Origin of the sequence: Shewanella aquimarina (assembly GCF_023349185.1) — a bacterium.
Lineage (GTDB): Bacteria > Pseudomonadota > Gammaproteobacteria > Enterobacterales > Shewanellaceae > Shewanella > Shewanella aquimarina.
Map to the genome: position 1 here is coordinate 18,025 of NZ_JAKIKY010000014.1, position 20,357 is coordinate 38,381.

Sequence of the window (20,357 nt, forward strand, 5' to 3'; positions counted from 1 at the left end):
TTTCAGCAATGCCAAAACGTACAGACATAAAAAGTATTCTTATCCTGGGTGCTGGCCCGATTGTTATCGGTCAGGCATGTGAGTTCGATTACTCGGGTGCCCAGGCGTGTAAGGCGCTTCGTGAAGAGGGCTACCGGGTTATTCTGGTGAACTCTAACCCTGCGACCATCATGACAGACCCAGAGATGGCCGATGCTACCTATATCGAGCCGATTCATTGGGAAGTGGTACGCAACATCATCGCCAAAGAACGTCCCGATGCGATTCTGCCGACCATGGGTGGACAGACGGCGCTGAACTGTGCCCTGCGCCTCGAGGCCGAAGGGGTATTGGCCGAGTTTAACGTCGACATGATAGGTGCGACCGCCGATGCCATCGATAAGGCCGAAGACCGCAGCCGTTTCGATGCGGCGATGAAGAAGATTGGCCTCGAGTGTCCTCGTGCCGGTATCGCACGCAGCATGGAAGATGCCTACGAGGTACTCGAGCAGGTTGGTTTCCCTTGTATTATCCGTCCATCATTTACCATGGGTGGCTCGGGCGGTGGTATCGCCTACAACAAGGAGGAGTTCGAGGAGATCTGTTCTCAGGGTCTCGAGCTGTCACCGACCAACGAACTGCTGATCGATGAGTCGCTCATCGGTTGGAAAGAATATGAGATGGAAGTGGTTCGTGACCGCAACGATAACAGTATCATCGTCTGTTCTATCGAAAACTTCGATCCTATGGGCGTGCACACCGGCGACTCTATTACAGTGGCCCCGGCGCAGACCCTGACAGACAAAGAATATCAGCTGATGCGTAACGCCTCCTTGGCGGTACTGCGCGAGATCGGCGTCGAAACCGGTGGTTCAAACGTTCAGTTTGGTATCAACCCGAAAGATGGTCGTATGGTGATCATCGAGATGAACCCGCGTGTATCACGCTCATCTGCACTGGCCTCTAAGGCGACAGGTTTCCCTATCGCTAAGATTGCCGCTAAGCTTGCCGTGGGCTTTACCCTGGATGAGCTGAGCAACGACATCACTGGCGGTGCGACGCCAGCCTCATTTGAGCCTGCCATCGACTATGTGGTCACTAAGGTTCCACGCTTCAACTTCGAGAAGTTTGCCGGTTCAAATGACCGTCTGACCACTCAGATGAAGTCAGTGGGCGAGGTGATGGCTATCGGTCGTACCTTCCAGGAGTCGCTGCAGAAAGCACTGCGCGGTCTTGAGGTTGGCGTTAATGGCCTAGATCCTATCGTCGATGTAGAAGATAACGATGCCCTGTCACGTATTCGCCACGAGCTGAAAGAGCCGGGCGCCGAGCGTATCTGGTATATCGCCGATGCCTTCCGCGCCGGTCTGAGCATGGATGCCATCTTCAAGCTGACCAATATCGACCCTTGGTTCCTGGTTCAGATTGAAGAGCTGCTATCACTTGAGAACCAAGTGAAAGAAGCTGGCATGGCTAGCATGGACAAAGATTTCCTTTACAAGCTTAAGCGTAAAGGCTTCTCCGATGCGCGTCTGGCGGCCCTGATGGGGGTCAGCGAGTCAGAGATGCGTAAGCTGCGTTACCGTCACGAAGTGTACCCTGTGTACAAGCGTGTCGATACCTGCGCCGCCGAGTTCTCGACCGATACCGCCTACATGTACTCTACCTATGAGGAAGAGTGCGAGGCCAACCCATCTAACCGCGACAAGATCATGGTGCTGGGTGGTGGTCCTAACCGTATCGGCCAGGGCATCGAGTTCGATTACTGCTGTGTGCACGCGGCGCTTGCCCTGCGTGAAGACGGTTACGAGACCATCATGGTTAACTGTAACCCAGAGACAGTCTCTACCGACTACGATACCTCTGACAGACTCTATTTCGAATCTGTAACCCTGGAAGATGTGCTGGAGATCGTCCGTATCGAGCAGCCTAAAGGGGTTATCGTGCAGTACGGTGGCCAGACGCCACTGAAACTGGCTCGTGACCTGGAAGCCGCCGGCGTGCCTATTATCGGTACCAGCCCGGATGCGATCGACCGCGCCGAAGACCGTGAGCGTTTCCAGCAGGCGATTCAACGCCTGGAGATGAAGCAGCCGGAAAACGATACCGTCACCACGGTAGAAGGTGCCGTTATCGCCGCCGAGCGTATCGGTTACCCACTTGTGGTGCGTCCATCTTACGTACTGGGTGGCCGCGCGATGGAGATCGTCTACGACGAGCAAGACCTGCGCCGTTACTTCAACGAAGCGGTTAGCGTCTCTAACGCCTCGCCAGTGCTACTGGACCGCTTCCTCGATAACGCCACCGAGGTGGATATCGATGCGGTATGTGACGGCACGACCGTAGTGGTTGGCGCCATCATGGAGCATATCGAGCAGGCGGGTGTTCACTCGGGTGACTCTGGATGTTCTCTGCCTCCTTACACTCTGAGCCAGGAGATCCAGGATCAGATGCGCGAACAGGTGCGCAAGCTGGCGATGGAACTTGGTGTTGTGGGTCTGATGAACGTGCAGTTCGCTGTGCAGGACAACACCATCTACATGATCGAGGTTAACCCGCGTGCGGCCCGTACCGTACCATTCGTCTCTAAGGCGACGGGTGTCCCTCTGGCTAAGATAGCGGCGCGCGTCATGGCTGGTCAGACTCTTGAGCAGCAGGGCTTTACCAAAGAGGTGATCCCACCTTTCTACTCGGTGAAAGAAGTGGTACTGCCATTTAACAAGTTCCCGGGTGTTGACCCGCTACTTGGCCCTGAGATGCGCTCTACCGGTGAGGTCATGGGCGTGGGGGCTACCTTCGCCGAGGCGTATGCTAAGGCCGAGCTGGGGGCAACCTCTGAGGTGCCTAAGTCGGGCCGTGCGCTGCTCTCTGTACGTAACAGCGATAAGAAGCGTGTTGCCGACCTGGCCGCCAAGCTGATTGAGCTGGGCTATGAGATCGATGCCACCCACGGCACCGCAGTCGTGCTGGGCGAGGCGGGTATCAATCCTCGTCTGGTCAACAAGGTACACGAAGGTCGTCCGCACATTCTTGACCGTATCAAGAATGATGAGTACACCTATATCGTGAACACTACCGAAGGCCGCCAGGCGATCGAAGACTCGCGTCAGCTGCGTCGTGGCGCGCTGCGTTACAAGGTGAACTACACTACGACCTTGAACGCCGCCTTCGCGACCTGTATGGCACACTCTGCCGACAGCCGCACCAATGTGACTTCTGTGCAAGAACTGCATCAGCGCATTAAAGGTTAAGGGTTAACCCTTGATAAAAGGCCGCGCAAGCGGCCTTTTTTATGGGCGCTTTAGGGGGGAGAGATAACCAATGAGGCAATCAACAAGCCGGTTATATGGCGCGAGTTTGTTTGCTTCGGGCGCGCTAAGGAACACACAGTTCTGCGGGCGTACTAACAAACTCTTGGGGAACCGATAGCTTATCCCGTCATCAGGGTATAGAATAGATGGATTCCAAGCGTTCTTTATTCCTAGTCGGTGGCCCAAGTGGTCAGGCTGACTAGGTTGCTTTTGTTTTGAGGAGACGAGTGTTCCTATGAATAAGGTTCCAATGACAGTTGTTGGTGCAAATCAACTGCGTGAAGAGTTAGATTTTTTGAAGTTTGAGAAGCGTCCAAAAATTGCCGAGGCCATTGGGGTGGCGCGTGAGTTGGGCGATCTGAAAGAGAACGCCGAATACCACGCCGCCCGCGAAGAGCAGGGACTGTGCGAGGCTCGTGTACGAGATATCGAAGGTAAGCTGTCTAACGCACAGATCATCGATGTGACTAAGATGGAAAACACGGGTCGAGTGATCTTCGGTACCACTGTTACTATTTTGAACTTGGATACCGAAGAGGAATTTACCTACCGTATCGTGGGTGAAGACGAGGCCGATATCAAGGCTAACCTGCTCTCTGTTTCTTCACCAATTGCTCGCGGTTTAGTGGGTAAATCGGAAGGGGATGAAGTCTCTATTCAGACTCCAGGTGGCATGACAGATTATGAGATCACTGCGGTCGAGTATATCTAACTTGTGCTAGGGTCGGTCGACGACCGCTTCATACCAAGTATGAAAGTAGCAACAAAAAAGCCGCTATCGATAGCGGCTTTTTGTTGAGTCCAGGAGCTATTTGGCTCTTGGTACGGCAATCTTCATCTCTGGAGATTGACGGAATAGGACCAATACGTGACCGATAAGCTGAACCTTTTCAGCTTGAGTTTCGCGTACGATGGCGTCAACGACTGCATTTTTTAGCTCTCTGTCTCCAGAGGCAACTTTCACTTTGATTAATTCATGATGAGAGAGTGCATTATCAATTTCAGCCAGTACACCTTCAGTCAGGCCATTGGCACCAAGCTGCACAACAGGCTTGAGGTTATGTGCTAAGCCTTTTAGATGCTGTTTTTGTTTGGTTGTTAAGTTCATTTCTACCAACTTTATGCTGAGTTACTGTTGAAAAACCGCTATTCTACCCTCATATAGCCTTTGTGTAACTCATATTTGTTGCGGATTTTAAATGTCAGGTAAAAAACGAACGGCCAGTTCCGCCCGATGGATGCAGGAACATTTCGATGATCATTATGTTAAGTTGTCGCAGAAACGGGGATTGCGTTCGCGAGCTGCGTTTAAAATAGAAGAGATACAACAAAAGGATAAGCTGATCCGCCCTGGCATGACTGTGGTGGATCTCGGTGCAGCCCCGGGTGGCTGGTCACAGATCGCCGTGAAGCTGGCGGGAGAGACTGGCAAGGTTATCGCTTGCGATATCCTGCCTATGGATCCCATCGTCGGTGTCGATTTTCTGCAAGGCGATTTTCGTGAAGAAAAGGTGCTCGATGCCTTACTCGAACGAGTTGGCGATGCTAAAGTCGATGTTGTGTTGTCGGATATGGCACCTAATATGAGTGGCACAGGTGGTGTGGATCAGCCTCGCGCCATGTATTTGGTGGAGCTGGCACTGGATATGTGTCATCAGGTGTTGGCACCAAATGGTAGTTTTGCTGTCAAAGTCTTTCAGGGGGAGGGCTTTGATGAGTATATGAAGGCGGTGAGACAGGCATTTACCACCGTTAAAACACGTAAGCCAGACTCGTCGCGACCGCGTTCGCGTGAAGTCTATCTTGTGGCGACGGGTTACAAGTTGTAGTAACCTAACGTCAGTAACCGCAAGACTGTATGAGGTCTAGTAATTTTGAGTGATATGGCAAAAAATTTAATTCTCTGGGTTGTCATCGCCGTCGTGCTGATGTCAGTGTTTCAGGGCTACTCCCCCTCTTCATCGAACTCCATGAAGATGGATTATTCTACTTTCTTGGACGACGTACGCTCCGGGCAGATTAATACTGTCGAGGTGAAGAGCGACCAGCGCACCATCGAGGGTACCAAAAGAACCGGGGAAAAATTTATCACTATCATGCCTATGTACGATCAGGATCTGATCAACGATCTTGACCGCAAGGGTGTGACCATGAAAGGTCAGGAAGCCGAAGAATCAGGTTTCCTCACGCAGATCTTCATCTCTTGGTTCCCTATGCTGTTACTCATCGGGGTGTGGATCTTCTTCATGCGCCAGATGCAGGGCGGTGGCGGTAAAGGCGCCATGTCTTTCGGTAAGAGTAAAGCCAAGCTGATGAGCGAAGATCAGATCAAGACCACCTTCGGTGACGTTGCCGGTTGCGACGAGGCCAAGGAAGATGTCAAAGAGCTGGTCGATTACCTCAAAGAGCCGACTAAGTTCCAGAAACTGGGTGGTCGTATTCCGACTGGCGTACTGCTTGTTGGCCCTCCAGGTACAGGTAAAACTCTGCTTGCTAAGGCGATTGCCGGTGAAGCTAAGGTACCTTTCTTCACGATTTCAGGTTCTGACTTCGTCGAGATGTTTGTCGGTGTTGGTGCCTCTCGTGTGCGTGACATGTTCGAACAGGCAAAGAAGTCAGCGCCTTGTATCATCTTTATCGATGAGATCGACGCCGTTGGTCGCCAGCGTGGTGCCGGTGTCGGTGGTGGTCACGACGAGCGTGAACAGACCCTTAACCAGATGCTGGTTGAGATGGATGGCTTCGAGGGTAACGAAGGTATTATCGTTATCGCCGCGACTAACCGTCCAGACGTATTGGATGCTGCCTTGCTGCGTCCGGGTCGTTTCGACCGTCAAGTGGTGGTTGGCCTGCCAGACGTACGTGGTCGTGAGCAGATCCTTAAGGTGCATATGCGTAAGGTGCCGCTGGCCGATGACGTTAAGGCGAGCGTGATTGCCCGCGGTACGCCAGGTTTCTCTGGTGCCGATCTGGCTAACCTGGTAAACGAGGCGGCGCTGTTTGCTGCCCGTGGTAATCGCCGCGTGGTGGGCATGGAAGAGTTCGAGAGCGCCAAAGACAAGATCATGATGGGGGCCGAGCGCCGCACCATGGTGATGTCTGAAGAAGAGAAAGAGATGACCGCCTATCACGAAGCGGGTCACGCTATCGTCGGTTGTCTGGTGCCTGAGCACGACCCTGTGCATAAGGTCACCATCATTCCGCGTGGTCGTGCCTTGGGGGTAACCTTCTTCTTGCCTGAGGCCGATGCCATCAGTCAGAGTCGTCGTAAGCTCGAGAGTCAGATCTCTGTGGCCTACGGTGGACGTATCGCCGAGGAGCTGATCTACGGCAGCGAGCGCGTTTCTACCGGTGCCTCTCAGGATATCAAGTATGCGACTACCATTGCGCGCAACATGGTCACCCAGTGGGGCTTCTCGGAAAAGCTCGGCCCGGTATTGTATGCCGAAGATGAGGGCGAAGTATTCCTGGGTCGCAGCATGGCTAAGGCGCAGCATATGTCGGATGAGACGGCTGCCATTATCGATGTCGAAGTTAAACAGCTGATCGATAACAACTATGGCCGTGCCCATCAGTTCCTGACAGATAACATGGATATTCTTCATGCGATGAAAGATGCGCTGATGAAGTATGAGACTATCGATGCGACTCAGATTGACGATCTGATGGCCCGTCGTGAGGTACGTGCGCCGGCCGATTGGAACATGGATGAAAATGGTTCTAACGGCAAAGGTAATGGCGGTCGTGGCGAGGCGGTGAAGTCGCCTGAGCCGAGCGAGACCGAAGCCGAGCCTGCGAGTGAGCCAAAAGAAGGTGATGAATCACCTGTAGTTAAGTAATCATCTTTGCGATAGATTAATTGCATTGTCTAAGAAAACCCCTTAACGGGGTTTTCTTGTTTACGTCTTTAGCGTGTGATCGAGGAGCCTCTCTTGCAGCAAGGGTTTCAACTTGTCTGTGGCGATAAATGCCTGGACCTTTCTCAGCCCAGAGTGATGGGCATTCTTAATGTGACACCTGACTCCTTCTCCGATGGGGGGCGTTTCGCAAATCTTGAGCCTGCCTGTCGCCATGCAGATAGTTTGGTTAGCGAAGGCGCCAGCATCATAGATATCGGTGGCGAGTCGACTCGCCCCGGCGCGGCCGAGGTCAGCGTCCAACATGAGCTGGACAGGGTGATTCCTCTGGTGGAATATGTCAGTGCTCATCACGATGTGTGGATCTCGGTCGACACCAGCAAGCCTGAGGTGATGAGTGAGGCGGTTGCCGCCGGCGCCCATCTGATCAACGACGTGCGCGCCCTGCAGGAGCCTGGTGCCTTAGCCGTGGCCGCCAAGCTGAATGTGCCCGTCTGTCTGATGCATATGCAGGGACAGCCGAGAACCATGCAGGATGCGCCCGAGTATCAAGATATCATATCGGACATCAGCGACTTCTTTGAGAAGCGCATTCAGGCCTGTCTGGGGGCGGGGATAGTCAGAGACAACTTGCTGCTTGATCCGGGTTACGGCTTTGGAAAGACACTATCACACAACTATGAATTATTAAATCGTCAGGCTGAACTCAACACATTCGGCTTGCCGCTGCTAATCGGATTGTCGCGTAAGAGTATGATAGGTAACCTGCTTAACGTACCGACCAGCGATCGCCTGGCTGGCAGCCTGAGCGCAGCGCTATTGAGTATTCAGCAGGGCGCACATATTATTCGTGTCCATGACGTAAAACCGACCGTGGATATGATCAAGGTCATGCAGGCTTGCGCCAACTATCAGGCATTATAGGCCTAATGCGCCGCTTATTGGCGATTGCAAACGGATCAAATAGGAAAGACCCCTGGATGGGGCAGAGGTAATAACTAGTGAGAAAATTCTTCGGAACCGATGGTATTAGAGGCAAGGTGGGCGCGGGTAAGATGACCCCGGAATTGGCGCTCAAACTAGGCTGGGCGGCTGGACGTGTATTGTCCCGCGCCGGCACCAAGAAGGTGATCATAGGCAAGGACACGCGAATTTCAGGTTATCTGTTCGAATCGGCGATGGAAGCCGGCCTGTCGGCGGCAGGTTTAAATGTGATGCTGATGGGGCCAATGCCAACACCGGCTGTGGCCTACCTGACCCGTACCTTCAGGGCGGAAGCCGGTGTGGTGATCAGCGCCTCTCACAACCCTTATTATGATAACGGCATCAAGTTCTTCTCGACCGACGGAAGCAAGCTCGATGACGAGGTTGAACTCGAGATCGAGCGTGAGCTGGAAAAGCCGCTGGTGTGCGTCGAGTCTCATCTGCTGGGTAAGGTATCGCGCATCGACGATGCTGCCGGTCGTTATATTGAATACTGTAAGGGCAATTTCCCCGCCGAACACACCCTCAACGGGCTCAAGATAGTGGTGGACTGCGCCCACGGGGCAACCTATCACATCGCGCCGAGTGTGTTTCGCGAGCTAGGCGCCGAGGTGATCACCATAGGCGACAAGCCTGATGGCATCAATATCAACCATGAGGTGGGTGCCACCTCTATGGGTAAGATCCGTGAGACCGTCATTGCCGAGCAGGCAGATCTCGGTATCGCACTGGATGGTGACGGTGATCGCATCATGATGGTGAATCGTCACGGTAAGGTGATCGACGGTGATGAGATCCTCTATATCCTGGCCTGTGACGCGCAAGATCGCGGCGTATTAAAGGGCGGTGTTGTTGGTACCCTGATGTCGAACTTAGGGTTAGACCTGGCACTTAAGGCTCGTGATATCCCGTTCGCCCGCTCGAAAGTGGGTGACCGCTATGTGATGGAGCTGCTGAAAGAGAAAGATTGGCGCATCGGCGGCGAGAACTCCGGACATATTCTGAATTTGGATCACGGCACCACGGGGGATGGTATCGTCGCCGGTATTCTGGTGCTGGCGGCCATGTGTCGTAAGCAGGCGACCCTGGAGGAGCTGACCGAAAGCATTAAGATGTTGCCACAGGTATTGGTTAACGTGCGATTCGAAGGCAGCCATAATCCGTTAGAGGCCGACAGCGTGTTAAGCGCCCAGGCGGAAGTGGAAGCCAAGCTTGGCGAACGTGGCCGCGTGTTGCTGCGTAAATCGGGTACCGAGCCGCTGATCCGTGTCATGGTTGAGGGCGATGTGGCCAGCGATGTAAAAGCGCATGCTAACTATATTGCCGAGGCCATCAAGGCGCTGGTTTAAGGCCGCTGCACAGGATTTAGCCTTGCCAGGTTAAATCCTGTGCTATTTATCCCGCTCGAGGATAAAAAGTAATCGCTTCGACACTTTATCGCAAAAATTCGAGATTTAGGTATTGTAACTTAACAAGTGGTTCGCTATTATTCAGCCCGCTTTCAGAAGGAGACAGTGATGGCACTAAGACGCCCAATGGTCGCTGGTAACTGGAAAATGAACGGTACTGCGCAGTTAGCGCAAGAGTTGTTTACCAAGTTTGCTACCAAGCTTCAAAATGATTCTGCGGAAGTGGTCTTGTGTCCACCGAGTATTTTTCTTGAAAGTGTTCGTCAGCAACTCGATGCTAACAAAGAAGCCCTGAATGGCTGCTTGGTTAGAATGGGTGCCCAAAACCTGAGTCAACACGACTTTGGCGCTTATACAGGCGAAGTATCTGGGCAGATGCTGAAAGATTCTGGATGTCGCTATGTGATTATCGGTCACTCCGAACGCCGTAGAATGTATGGCGAGACAAGCGACATCGTGGCGGAAAAATTTGCCGCCGCACAGAAACATGGTTTGACCCCTATCTTATGTGTAGGTGAGTCGGGTCCGGCACGTGAAGCAAGACGCACCTTCGAGGTGATTGCAGAAGAGCTGGATGTGGTCATCGAGAAGAATGGCACCATGGCTTTTGATAATGCGATTATCGCCTATGAGCCACTTTGGGCAGTAGGGACAGGTAAGAGCGCTACGCCAGAGCAGGCGCAGGAAGTACACGCGTTTATTCGCAAGCGTCTCTCTGAAGTGTCTCCGTATATCGGAGAGAATATCAGGATTTTGTACGGTGGTAGCGTAACGCCGAGTAATGCAGCAGATCTATTTGCTCAGCCTGATGTAGATGGTGGACTGATAGGCGGTGCTAGCTTAAACTCTACCGAGTTTTTAAGTTTATGTTCGATAGCGATGAGCGCATAATATGTACGAAGTTCTAATGGTTATTTACTTGTTGGTTGCGTTAGGCCTGATTGGTTTAATCCTTATCCAGCAAGGTAAGGGAGCTGACATGGGGGCCTCTTTTGGCGCCGGTGCATCAGCAACTCTGTTCGGTTCTTCTGGTTCGGGTAACTTTCTGACTCGTTCCACTGCGATACTGGCGATTGCCTTCTTTGCCCTGAGTCTGACGATTGGCAACTTAAGTGCAAACCATGCCAAGAGCGAAGAATCTTGGAAAGATTTAGGTGCCGATGCCGCCGCAGTAACTGAACAAGTAACTGACGCTGCAAAAGACGCACAAAAGTCAGAAGATAAGATTCCTGACTAATAGCTCGAAAGAGCAAGGCGCAGTTTGAATTTGACCCTGGTTTGATTTAAACGGCGTGACTGGAAAAGATGAGTCTCCTCAATACTCATAAAAAGTCTTAGCCAGTCGAAGTAACGATCACATGCGGATGTGGTGGAATTGGTAGACACGCCATCTTGAGGGGGTGGTGAGCCTAGCTCGTGAGGGTTCAAGTCCCTCCATCCGCACCAAATTTAGATTGAGCCTAGCTTAATCTGAATCGATAAAGTGGCAGAGGTTTCTGCCTTTATCATTGCAAATATTGTTCTCAATCAATATAATTGCAGCAGTTGACGCGGGGTGGAGCAGTTTGGTAGCTCGTCGGGCTCATAACCCGAAGGTCGTCGGTTCAAATCCGGCCCCCGCAACCAGCTTCCCAGTGATGAAGCAAGGCTTCATTTCTGTTACAGGTTCTGAATGATATGACCTCGTGATTACGGGGTTTTTTGTTATCTGGACTTTTGAAATATCGTCATTTGATGATGTCGTACTGGGGCTTTATGCCCTTTTTTGTTTTTCGGGGGGTAACCTTGGCAACTCTAGAAAGTAAGCTGGAACAGATGCTTATCGCACCAGTTGAAGCATTGGGCCATAGTCTGTGGGGATTGGAATATGTACAGGCAGGCAAGCATTCTGTGCTGCGTGTATATATAGATAATGAAAACGGCATTTTTATCGATGATTGTGCCGATGTCAGTCGCCAGATCAGTGCCGTGCTCGATGTCGAGGACCCGATTTCGACCGAATATACGCTAGAAGTTTCCTCACCGGGTGTCGATAGACCATTATTTACTGCAGAGCAGTATGCACAATACCTAGGTGAAACCGTAAAGGTACAACTGACTATGCCTGTCGCTGGTAGTCGTAATTTAAAAGGGACCGTCGCGGGCGTTGAGGGGCAGATGCTGACCCTTACCGTAGATGGCAACGAACTGATTATTGCCTTGGATAATATCCGTAAGGGCAACTTAATCGCTAAGTTTTGATGGATTCGAGCTGAACGAGGCAAGAGAATGAACAAAGAGATTCTGCTAGTCGCTGAGGCGGTTTCAAATGAGAAGGCCGTGCCACGCGAAAAGATTTTTGAAGCGTTGGAGATTGCGTTAGCGACGGCTACCAAGAAAAAATATGAAGGCGATATCGAAGTTCGTGTCGCTATCGACCGTAAGACAGGCGAATACGAAACCTTCCGTCGTTGGATGGTGGTTGAGGATGACGGTCAGGCGCTGGAAAATCCTTTCCGCGAGATCACCCTGGAAGCGGCTCGTTACGAAAACCCAGAGATTCAAGTGGGTGAGTATATCGAAGATGAGATCGAGTCAGTCGTCTTCGACCGTATTACCACTCAAACCGCTAAGCAGGTAATCGTACAGAAGGTACGTGAAGCCGAGCGTGCACAGATCGTCGACCAGTTCTTGGAGAAAGAAGGAGAGCTGATCACTGGTGTGGTGAAGAAGAGCAACCGCGAGAGCGTAGTCGTCGACTTGGGTAACAATGCCGACGCCGTGCTGTTCAAAGAAGATCTTATCTCACGTGAAAGCTTCCGTCCTGGTGACCGTGTTCGTGCGCTGCTATACGCCGTACGTCCAGAAGCCCGCGGTGCGCAGCTGTTCCTGACCCGTACTAAGCCAGACATGCTCATCGAGCTGTTCCGTGTGGAAGTACCGGAGATTGCCGACGAGATGATTGAGATCATGGGCGCGGCCCGTGATCCAGGTTCTCGCGCTAAGATTGCGGTCAAGTCTAATGACCGTCGCATCGATCCTATCGGTGCTTGTGTGGGCATGCGCGGCGCGCGTGTTCAGGCCGTGTCTAATGAGTTAGGCGGTGAGCGTGTTGATATCGTGCTTTGGGATGATAACCCAGCGCAATTTGTGATCAACGCCATGGCGCCGGCCGATGTGGCTTCTATCATAGTCGACGAAGATAACCATTCTATGGATATCGCCGTTGAAGCCGACTCATTGGCACAAGCTATTGGCCGTAACGGTCAAAACGTGCGTTTGGCGACTCAGTTATCGGGCTGGGAACTAAACGTGATGACAGTGGAAGATATGCAGGCTAAGCATCAGGCTGAAAGCGCCAAGATCGTTAATCTGTTTGTGACGTCACTGGATGTCGATGAAGATTTTGCTCAAGTACTGGCAGATGAAGGTTTTACCTCACTTGAAGAAGTTGCCTATGTGCCTGAGTCAGAACTGCTAGAAATCGACGGCTTCGACGAGGAGATCGTTGAGGCACTCAGAGAACGCGCCAAGGCGGCGATCTCTACACGGGCTTTGGCATCCGAGGAAGCACTTGACGGTGCTGAGCCAAGCGAAGATTTACTTGCCCTAGAAGGTTTAGAGCGTCACTTGGCGTATGTGTTGGCAAGTAAAGGCGTGATTACGCTTGAAGATTTAGCCGAACAAGGCATTGATGATTTGATCGAGATTGAAGAATTAACAGAAGAAAAAGCTGGTGAGCTCATCATGGCGGCCCGCAACATCTGTTGGTTTGGCGAAGAAGCTTAAGTCGATCAACAGAGGGGAGTTTACAGATGGCAGATACCACAGTAGCAAAACTGGCCGAGGAAGTAGGGAAGAGTGCTGATCGATTAGTTGAGCAGTTTTCTGAGGCCGGCATTAAGAAGAGTAAAACAGATACTGTTTCAGAAGAAGAAAAGCAGAAGTTGCTTGAGTTTTTGAAGAAGCAACACGGCGGCGATGCCGCGCCAACCAAGATGACACTGCAACGCAAGTCTATCTCGACGCTGAGTGTGTCGGGAAGCGGTGGACAGTCGAAAGACATCAAGGTTGAAGTACGTAAGAAGCGTACTTTCGTTAAGCGTGACCCGGCGGCAGAAGCCGAGGCGGAAGCTAAGGCCAAGGCAGAAGCCGAAGCTAAAGCTGCGGCAGAAGCAGAAGCCAAGGCTAAGGCCGAAGCAGAAGCTAAGGCAAAGGCCGAGGCAGAAGCCAAGGCTAAGGCGAAGGCGAAAGCCGACGCAGAAGCTAAGGCCAAGAAGGTTGCTGAGAGCAAGCCTGCTGTTGAAGAGACAGCCGAAGAAAAAGCTGCTCGTGCCGAAGAGGCCCGTCTGTTGGCGGCTAAAGAGGCTGCTGCTAAGGCTAAGGCCGACGAAGAAGCTAAGGCTGCGGCCGAAGAAGCACGTCGTCTTGCCGAAGAGAACGAGAAGCGTTGGGCAGAAGAAGAGCGTCTGCGTAAAGAATCTGAAAACAGCGCCGATCACCATGTGACCACATCGACTGAAGCGCGCGCCGCCGAAGATACCGCCGATAGAGACGCCGAGCGACGTGGTCGCCGTGCGCGTAAGCCTGCCGGTGGCAAGAAAGAAGCTGCGAATAAGAAGCGCGGCGGAAGAGATGCCCGCGGTGGTCGTAACAACCGCAATCAGCGCAACGCGCCAGAGTCGATGGATCATGGCTTCAACAAGCCTGCTGCCGCCGTTACCCGTGACGTGACCATTGGCGAAACCGTAACGGTTGCCGAGCTGGCACAGAAGATGGCGGTTAAGGCGACCGAGATCATCAAGCAGATGATGAAGATGGGCTCTATGGTTACCATCAACCAGGTACTTGATCAGGAAACTGCTCAGCTGGTTGCCGAGGAGATGGGCCACAAGGTGGTACTGACTCGCGAAAACGAGCTAGAGCATCAAGTGCTTGCTGACCGTGACGGTAACGTTAAGGTTGAGCCTCGTGCACCGGTTGTGACCATCATGGGTCACGTTGACCATGGTAAGACATCGCTACTTGACTATATTCGTCGCGCTAAAGTGGCTTCTGGCGAAGCGGGTGGTATTACCCAGCATATCGGTGCATACCATGTCGAAACCGGCAATGGCATGATCACCTTCTTAGATACCCCAGGTCACGCCGCGTTTACCGCTATGCGTGCTCGTGGTGCTAAGGCGACCGATATCGTTGTGCTAGTGGTTGCGGCCGATGACGGCGTGATGCCACAGACCATCGAGGCTATCCAGCACGCGAAGGCGGGCGGTGTACCGCTTATCGTTGCGGTGAACAAGATAGATAAGCCTGAGGCCGATCCTGATCGCGTTAAGTCTGAGCTTTCTCAGCACGGCGTTATGTCAGAAGATTGGGGCGGCAGCAACATGTTCGTCCACGTATCGGCTAAGTCTGGTGAAGGTATCGACGAGCTGCTGGAAGGCATCTTGCTTGAGGCCGAGGTACTGGAACTTAAGGCGGTACGCGAAGGTATGGCGGCCGGTGTCGTGGTCGAGTCTAAGCTAGATAAGGGCCGTGGTCCTGTTGCGACCATTCTGGTACAAGAAGGTACTCTGAAACAGGGCGATATCGTTCTGTGTGGTCTAGAGTACGGTAAAGTCCGTGCGATGAAGGATGAGAATGGTAAGTCGATCACCGAAGCCGGTCCATCGATTCCAGTTGAGATCTTAGGTCTTTCTGGTGTGCCATCAGCAGGTGACGAAGCGACTGTTGTTCGTGATGAGCGTAAGGCGCGCGAAGTGGCACTCTACCGTCAAGGTAAGTTCCGTGACGTTAAGCTGGCACGTCAGCAGAAGTCTAAGCTTGAGAACATGTTCGCTAACATGACCGAAGGCGAAGTCCAAGAGCTGAACATCGTACTGAAGGCAGACGTACAAGGCTCGCTGGAAGCGATCTCTGACTCGCTCAACAAGCTGTCTACCGACGAAGTTAAGGTGAACATCATCGCTAGCGGTGTAGGTGGATTAACCGAGACAGATGCGACCCTGGCGGCTGCGTCAAACGCTATCATGGTTGGTTTCAACGTTCGCGCCGATGCTCAGGCCCGTAAGACGATTGAAAGCGAAAGCGTTGACCTGCGCTACTACAGCGTTATCTATCATCTGATCGATGAAGTTAAGGCTGCTATGGGCGGCATGTTGGCACCAGAATTCAAGCAAGAGATCATTGGTCTTGCCGAGGTGCGTGACGTGTTCAAGTCACCTAAGATTGGTGCTATCGCTGGTTGTATGGTTACCGAGGGTACCATCAAGCGTAGCGCGCCTATCCGCGTACTGCGTGACAACGTGGTGATCTTCGAAGGTGAGCTGGAATCTCTGCGCCGCTTTAAGGATGACGTTAACGAAGTTCGTAACGGTATGGAGTGTGGTATCGGCGTGAAGAACTATAATGACGTCAAAGTTGGCGATCAGATTGAGGTCTTCGAAACGGTCGAAATCGCTCGAACCTTATAATACCAATTACAGTAAGTTAGTGATTAGGAGTAGCGTAAGAAAAACGTTTGAGAGCTAGGCAGGATTTTTCGATAAGTAGTTCGTCTACAATCAAAAATGCTAGCGCAGTTATCGAACGTTTTAACAAGCTAGGATGATCAGCTATTTACTACGATTGGTATCAGTATCCAAGGGGCGGCGTAAGCCGCCCTTTTTGTTCAGGCATGACCCGAGGCAAGGTGTTACCGACATAGCGTTGGTTGCAGCTTTACCAAACCGGTCACCTGTTTTTGAGATGGCAAAATATTATGGCAAGAGAATTTAGTCGTACTCGTCGCATCGCCCAGCAGCTACAGCAAGAGCTGGCTCAGGTGTTGCAACGTGACATCAAAGATCCGCGTATCGGTATGGTGACGGTTAACGACGTCGATGTATCTCGCGATCTTAACTACGCCAAGGTCTATGTCACCTTCTTCGAGGAAGACAAGGCGGTGGTAGAAGAGAAGCTGGCGGCACTAGAGGCGGCAGCGGGTTATGTACGCTCACTGGTAGCGGGTCGCATGAAGCTAAGGGTTATGCCTGAGATTCGCTTCATCTACGACGCCTCACTGATCGAAGGTATGCGTATGTCTAACCTGGTGAGTCAAGTGATCACCAAGGATAAGGCCAAGGCGCGCGAACACGGTCGTGAAGACGAAGAGCAAGACAGCACCGAGCAGGATGATAACTAATGGCGCGTAAACCTAGAGGTCGCTTGGTCGACGGCATAGTGCTGCTGGACAAAGACACGGGAATGAGCTCCAACTTCGCCTTGCAGAGAGTCAAGCGAATCTATAACGCCGCCAAGGCGGGCCATACCGGCGCGCTGGATCCCTTAGCAACCGGCATGCTGCCGATCTGCCTGGGAGAGGCCACCAAGTTTTCTCAGCATCTGCTCGATGCCGACAAGCGTTACCTGGTGACCGCAAAGCTAGGTGTACGCACCGATACCAGTGATTCAGACGGTGAAGTGGTGCAGACGCGTCCGATTAACTTTACCGAGCAGCAGCTCGAAGAGGCACTGGAGCATTTTCGTGGCGAGACCATGCAGGTGCCCTCTATGTACTCGGCGCTCAAGTATCAGGGCCAGCCCCTATACAAGTACGCCAGAGAAGGCAAAGAGGTGCCTCGTGAGGCGCGCCCTATCAAGGTCTTCGAGCTCAATTTTATCAAGCTCGAGGGTGATGAGCTGACCCTGGACATCCACTGCTCTAAGGGCACCTATATTCGCACCATCACAGACGATCTTGGTGAGATGCTGGGATGCGGCGCCCATGTCATCATGCTGCGCCGCACAGGCGTCGCCGGTTATCCTTACGATAAGATGGTGACCCTGGAACAGCTCGAGGCATTACTCACCCAGGCACAGGCCGAGGAGCGCCCTCCCAAGGAGCTGTTGGATCCTTTGTTGTTGCCTATGGACACAGCGGTAAGCGGCCTTAAGGAGATCAATGTCTCCGATGAGCTGGCCCACTATCTGATGAACGGTAATCCGGTTCAGGTGGCGAATCTGCCGGTCGATGAGCTGGTACGCATCACGCTCGGTGAGGCGAAACAATTTGTCGGCATCGGCCAGATGAACGACGATGGGCTGTTGGCGCCTAAGCGCCTGGTGGTATTGCACGACGAGCAGGCCTGAGGCTTGCTTAATGGTGCTAAAATCGGTACTATAGCGCGCTCTCTTTGGCTGAGTTAGTGATCGGCTGAAGTTTCTATCTATTTTTGGAGAAAAAAATGTCACTAAGTAAAGAAGTAAAAGCACAAATCCTGGCTGATTTCGGCCGTGGTGAAAATGATTCAGGTTCTACTGAAGTTCAGGTTGCCCTGCTAACTGCACAGATCAACCACCTACAAGGTCACTTCAAAGAGCACATCCATGATCATCACTCACGTCGTGGTTTGCTTCGCATGGTTAACTCTCGTCGTAAGCTTCTAGCTTACCTGAAGCGCACTGAAAACGAGCGCTATCAAGAGCTTATCAAGAAGTTAGGTCTACGTCGCTAATCTATCGATTAGTACTGTAGTGAAAAAAGGAGGCTTGGCCTCCTTTTTTATGCCTGATTTTCGGAAATGGCTGTTGCTAATGGCATTGGCTAATCGCTTTGGTGACATTAAAGCGGCGATTAAATCTGGCTGATGCTAGCGTTGTTGGGGGCGATATAGCGTTCCTCAAACTCGCTAATATCCAGCGGCTGACTGTAATAGAAGCCCTGACCTATCTGGCAGTCCATCTGCTTGAGCCAGTTCAGCTGCTGCTCATTCTCAATGCCTTCAGCCACGATATGCAGGTTTAACTGTTTGCCGAGCATCAAGATAGTAGAGGCGATGGCGCTCTCATTGGGGAGATCCGTCACGAAGCAGCGGTCGATCTTCATGGTGGTGATCGGCAGGTGACGCAGGTAAGAGAGCGAGGAGTAGCCGGTGCCGAAGTCGTCCACCGCGATACCAAATCCGGCGCCCTTGAGCTGCTCCAGTTTATGGATGGCGAGCTCGATATCATTCATCAGCGAGGTCTCGGTGATCTCTATCTCAAGCAGGTTAGGATCTATCTGGTAGCGCAGTGCCAGTTGCTTGATATCCGGCACCAGGCTGGCATCGGCAAACTGCTGTGAAGCGACGTTGACCGCGATGGGGATGGCGTAGTTATAGCGCTTACGCCAATGCTTCAGGGTGCGGCAGGCCTCTTCGATAACCCAGCGCCCGAGCGGGATGATGATACCTGTCTCCTCGGCTACGGGGATGAAAGACATAGGGCTGATGAGCCGGCCATCTTTCTTCCAGCGTATCAGCGCCTCACAAGCGATCACCTTACCCGTCTTAATATTAAACTTAGGCTGAAAGTGCAGCAGGAATTCGTTGTTCTTCAATGCGTCATGCAGGGAGGCTTCGGTTCTGAGGCGCACGGCGGCACGCTCAGTCATCTGCTGCTTGAAGAAGGCCCATTGATTCGAGCCTGCGGCCTTGGCGCTGTACATGGCGATGTCTGCATGGCGGATCAGATCTTCGGCGCTCAGGCCATCATCGGGATAGATAGAGATCCCCACCGACGCCGCTGGATGTATGGTGTGTTCGTTAAGCTGCAGCGGCACGTTGAGCTGCATGAGGAGCTTGTCGACAAAATCCGCCGCTTGATCCGGCGTTCTGGCATCTTCGGCCAGGATGACAAACTCGTCGCCGCCCAGGCGGGCCACAGTGCCGCGATCGCCGACGACACGCTCAAGCACCCTGGCGATACGGGCGAGGAATTGATCCCCTAGCGCATGCCCCAGGGAGTCGTTGACGTTCTTGAAACGGTCGAGATCGATAAACAGCATGGTAAATTGATGCTTATGCACCCTAGCGCGTTGAATCGATACCGCTATGGTTTCCAGCAGCAGGGTGCGGTTGGGCAGGCCGGTGAGGGGATCGCGGGTGGCCATGCGGCGCAGTTTGCTCTGGGTCTGACCAAATTGAATTAAGATTTGATTAAATTTTGATGTCACCAGGCCCAGTTCGTCGTCCTGATGGGCAGGAGACATGGGCAGCAGATTCTCGTCCGGTAGCTCTGGATCTATCTTATCTATCGCCTCGCTGATCTGGGCGATAGGTTTGGTCAGGAAGCGGTGGAAGATGATGGACAGCGCCATGGTGACCAGGAGCGCCCGGGCCAGGGTGGCCAGGAAGCTGAAACGTAACTGGGAAAACAGGGAGTCGGTCAGCTCCTGGGTGTTATAGAAGATGGTCAGGGTGCCGATGATCTGTTGTTTCTCCGTACCCTCGAAGAAGGAGGGACGGTAGAGGGTGCGGCTGATCTGTTTCAGGTCGCCAAACAGTTTTTCACTGAGCTTACGCACCAGTGGGTTATCGGTGAAGGGATTGTTCATGGAGACAAACATACTGCCGTCATCGAGTTCGATCACCGCCTCGCCCACATGCTCGACCTTAAGCACCCCTTCCAGGGTCTGGGTGGCCAGGTTGTCGTCCAAGGCCCAGACGGCATTGGCGGCGGGCTGCTCGATAGAGTTGAGGAGCTCTTCCTGGGCGACCATGAGCTGTTGGCGGGCCGAGACCCCGACCAGGGCGACCTCGACAATAAAGATGGCAACGGCAAAAAATAACGCTGAAAAAACGACCAGAGTCGTTTGTTTCCATGTTAAGGATTTAAACCGAGCGCTCATTTGCCACCCCTTGTTACCAGTGACCAATCACATTCTAAATTTCAGAAAAAGCAGCGATAGACAGAAATTTATCTTTATCTAACCACTTTAGAGAAAAGATTCAGCTTTGTCATCTACATGTGCTCTTTATCTATTGATTAGACTTGCAGTATACTTAGCCGCGAAATTAAGGTTATTAAATTAAGGAAAG

Annotated in this window: 16 protein-coding genes and 2 tRNA genes; 16 read left to right on the forward strand and 2 right to left on the reverse strand. The window is 52.4% G+C overall.

All coding sequences use genetic code 11. From position 1 onward, the window contains the following. Positions 1 to 8 precede the first annotated feature (8 nt). Together carB and greA are read left to right on the forward strand one after the other, a co-directional pair. A complete protein-coding gene (carB, locus tag L2731_RS16160; RefSeq protein WP_041509095.1) occupies positions 9 to 3,230 on the forward strand; it encodes a carbamoyl-phosphate synthase large subunit in 3,222 nt (1,073 codons plus the stop codon). A gap of 295 nt (positions 3,231 to 3,525) precedes the next feature. Then, on the forward strand, positions 3,526 to 4,002 hold the full coding sequence (gene greA / locus L2731_RS16165) for a transcription elongation factor GreA (protein ID WP_239851849.1): 477 nt from the start codon (positions 3,526 to 3,528) through the stop codon (positions 4,000 to 4,002). A gap of 96 nt (positions 4,003 to 4,098) precedes the next feature. Here the strand turns inward: greA and yhbY are convergent, their stop codons facing one another. Next, positions 4,099 to 4,398, reverse strand: coding sequence for a ribosome assembly RNA-binding protein YhbY (gene yhbY / locus L2731_RS16170; protein WP_033537396.1), 300 nt, complete (start codon positions 4,396 to 4,398; stop codon positions 4,099 to 4,101). A gap of 91 nt (positions 4,399 to 4,489) precedes the next feature. Here yhbY and rlmE point away from each other — a divergent pair, with 91 nt between their 5' ends. The 14 genes from rlmE to rpsO all read left to right on the forward strand — a co-directional run bounded on the left by rlmE (position 4,490) and on the right by rpsO (position 18,014). Continuing rightward, entirely contained in the window at positions 4,490 to 5,119 is a 630-nt protein-coding gene (rlmE, locus tag L2731_RS16175) for a 23S rRNA (uridine(2552)-2'-O)-methyltransferase RlmE (protein ID WP_041509097.1), read from the forward strand. Between the two features lie 45 nt (positions 5,120 to 5,164). Then, positions 5,165 to 7,129 carry an ATP-dependent zinc metalloprotease FtsH gene (gene ftsH / locus L2731_RS16180; protein WP_275659125.1) on the forward strand — a complete coding sequence of 655 codons (1,965 nt, stop codon included), beginning with the start codon at positions 5,165 to 5,167 and terminating at the stop codon, positions 7,127 to 7,129. 156 nt (positions 7,130 to 7,285) lie between these two features. After that, positions 7,286 to 8,071 carry a dihydropteroate synthase gene (gene folP, locus L2731_RS16185; RefSeq protein ID WP_249254554.1) on the forward strand — a complete coding sequence of 262 codons (786 nt, stop codon included), beginning with the start codon at positions 7,286 to 7,288 and terminating at the stop codon, positions 8,069 to 8,071. A 77-nt stretch (positions 8,072 to 8,148) separates the two neighbouring features. Then, on the forward strand, positions 8,149 to 9,480 hold the full coding sequence (glmM, locus tag L2731_RS16190) for a phosphoglucosamine mutase (RefSeq protein WP_041509100.1): 1,332 nt from the start codon (positions 8,149 to 8,151) through the stop codon (positions 9,478 to 9,480). Between the two features lie 168 nt (positions 9,481 to 9,648). Then, positions 9,649 to 10,431: a triose-phosphate isomerase gene (gene tpiA / locus L2731_RS16195; RefSeq protein ID WP_011866628.1), complete on the forward strand. Its 783-nt coding sequence runs from the start codon at positions 9,649 to 9,651 to the stop codon at positions 10,429 to 10,431. A 1-nt stretch (position 10,432) separates the two neighbouring features. Continuing rightward, a complete protein-coding gene (gene secG, locus L2731_RS16200; protein ID WP_041509101.1) occupies positions 10,433 to 10,777 on the forward strand; it encodes a preprotein translocase subunit SecG in 345 nt (114 codons plus the stop codon). Positions 10,778 to 10,900: 123 nt separating this feature from the next. Further along, positions 10,901 to 10,986, forward strand: a tRNA-Leu gene (locus L2731_RS16205). Between the two features lie 103 nt (positions 10,987 to 11,089). After that, positions 11,090 to 11,166 (forward strand) — tRNA-Met (locus L2731_RS16210). 159 nt (positions 11,167 to 11,325) lie between these two features. Then, positions 11,326 to 11,781, forward strand: coding sequence for a ribosome maturation factor RimP (gene rimP / locus L2731_RS16215; RefSeq protein ID WP_239851845.1), 456 nt, complete (start codon positions 11,326 to 11,328; stop codon positions 11,779 to 11,781). A 27-nt stretch (positions 11,782 to 11,808) separates the two neighbouring features. Further along, positions 11,809 to 13,308: a transcription termination factor NusA gene (gene nusA / locus L2731_RS16220; protein WP_239851843.1), complete on the forward strand. Its 1,500-nt coding sequence runs from the start codon at positions 11,809 to 11,811 to the stop codon at positions 13,306 to 13,308. A 26-nt stretch (positions 13,309 to 13,334) separates the two neighbouring features. Then, a complete protein-coding gene (gene infB / locus L2731_RS16225; protein ID WP_249254508.1) occupies positions 13,335 to 15,992 on the forward strand; it encodes a translation initiation factor IF-2 in 2,658 nt (885 codons plus the stop codon). 287 nt (positions 15,993 to 16,279) lie between these two features. Beyond that, positions 16,280 to 16,702, forward strand: coding sequence for a 30S ribosome-binding factor RbfA (gene rbfA, locus L2731_RS16230; protein ID WP_041509104.1), 423 nt, complete (start codon positions 16,280 to 16,282; stop codon positions 16,700 to 16,702). Beyond that, the gene (truB, locus tag L2731_RS16235; protein ID WP_249254509.1) at positions 16,702 to 17,649 is read left to right on the forward strand and encodes a tRNA pseudouridine(55) synthase TruB; all 948 of its coding nucleotides are present in this window, start codon (positions 16,702 to 16,704) and stop codon (positions 17,647 to 17,649) included. The genes rbfA and truB overlap by 1 nt, the downstream gene beginning before the upstream one ends. Positions 17,650 to 17,744: 95 nt before the next feature. After that, a complete protein-coding gene (gene rpsO, locus L2731_RS16240) occupies positions 17,745 to 18,014 on the forward strand; it encodes a 30S ribosomal protein S15 (protein WP_033537407.1) in 270 nt (89 codons plus the stop codon). Positions 18,015 to 18,133: 119 nt separating this feature from the next. On the opposite strand, the gene L2731_RS16245 is transcribed toward rpsO, so the two are convergent. After that, entirely contained in the window at positions 18,134 to 20,167 is a 2,034-nt protein-coding gene (locus L2731_RS16245) for a putative bifunctional diguanylate cyclase/phosphodiesterase (protein WP_041509106.1), read from the reverse strand. Positions 20,168 to 20,357: the final 190 nt, after the last annotated feature.

Coding starts and splice junctions, on each gene's coding strand:
- carB (WP_041509095.1), top strand. CDS start 9: ATGCCAAAACGTACAGACATAAAAAGTATTCTTATCCTGGGTGCTGGC.
- greA (WP_239851849.1), top strand. CDS start 3,526: ATGAATAAGGTTCCAATGACAGTTGTTGGTGCAAATCAACTGCGTGAA.
- yhbY (WP_033537396.1), bottom strand. CDS start 4,398: ATGAACTTAACAACCAAACAAAAACAGCATCTAAAAGGCTTAGCACAT.
- rlmE (WP_041509097.1), top strand. CDS start 4,490: ATGTCAGGTAAAAAACGAACGGCCAGTTCCGCCCGATGGATGCAGGAA.
- folP (WP_249254554.1), top strand. CDS start 7,286: ATGGGCATTCTTAATGTGACACCTGACTCCTTCTCCGATGGGGGGCGT.
- tpiA (WP_011866628.1), top strand. CDS start 9,649: ATGGCACTAAGACGCCCAATGGTCGCTGGTAACTGGAAAATGAACGGT.
- secG (WP_041509101.1), top strand. CDS start 10,433: ATGTACGAAGTTCTAATGGTTATTTACTTGTTGGTTGCGTTAGGCCTG.
- nusA (WP_239851843.1), top strand. CDS start 11,809: ATGAACAAAGAGATTCTGCTAGTCGCTGAGGCGGTTTCAAATGAGAAG.
- infB (WP_249254508.1), top strand. CDS start 13,335: ATGGCAGATACCACAGTAGCAAAACTGGCCGAGGAAGTAGGGAAGAGT.
- rbfA (WP_041509104.1), top strand. CDS start 16,280: ATGGCAAGAGAATTTAGTCGTACTCGTCGCATCGCCCAGCAGCTACAG.
- truB (WP_249254509.1), top strand. CDS start 16,702: ATGGCGCGTAAACCTAGAGGTCGCTTGGTCGACGGCATAGTGCTGCTG.
- rpsO (WP_033537407.1), top strand. CDS start 17,745: ATGTCACTAAGTAAAGAAGTAAAAGCACAAATCCTGGCTGATTTCGGC.
- L2731_RS16245 (WP_041509106.1), bottom strand. CDS start 20,167: ATGAGCGCTCGGTTTAAATCCTTAACATGGAAACAAACGACTCTGGTC.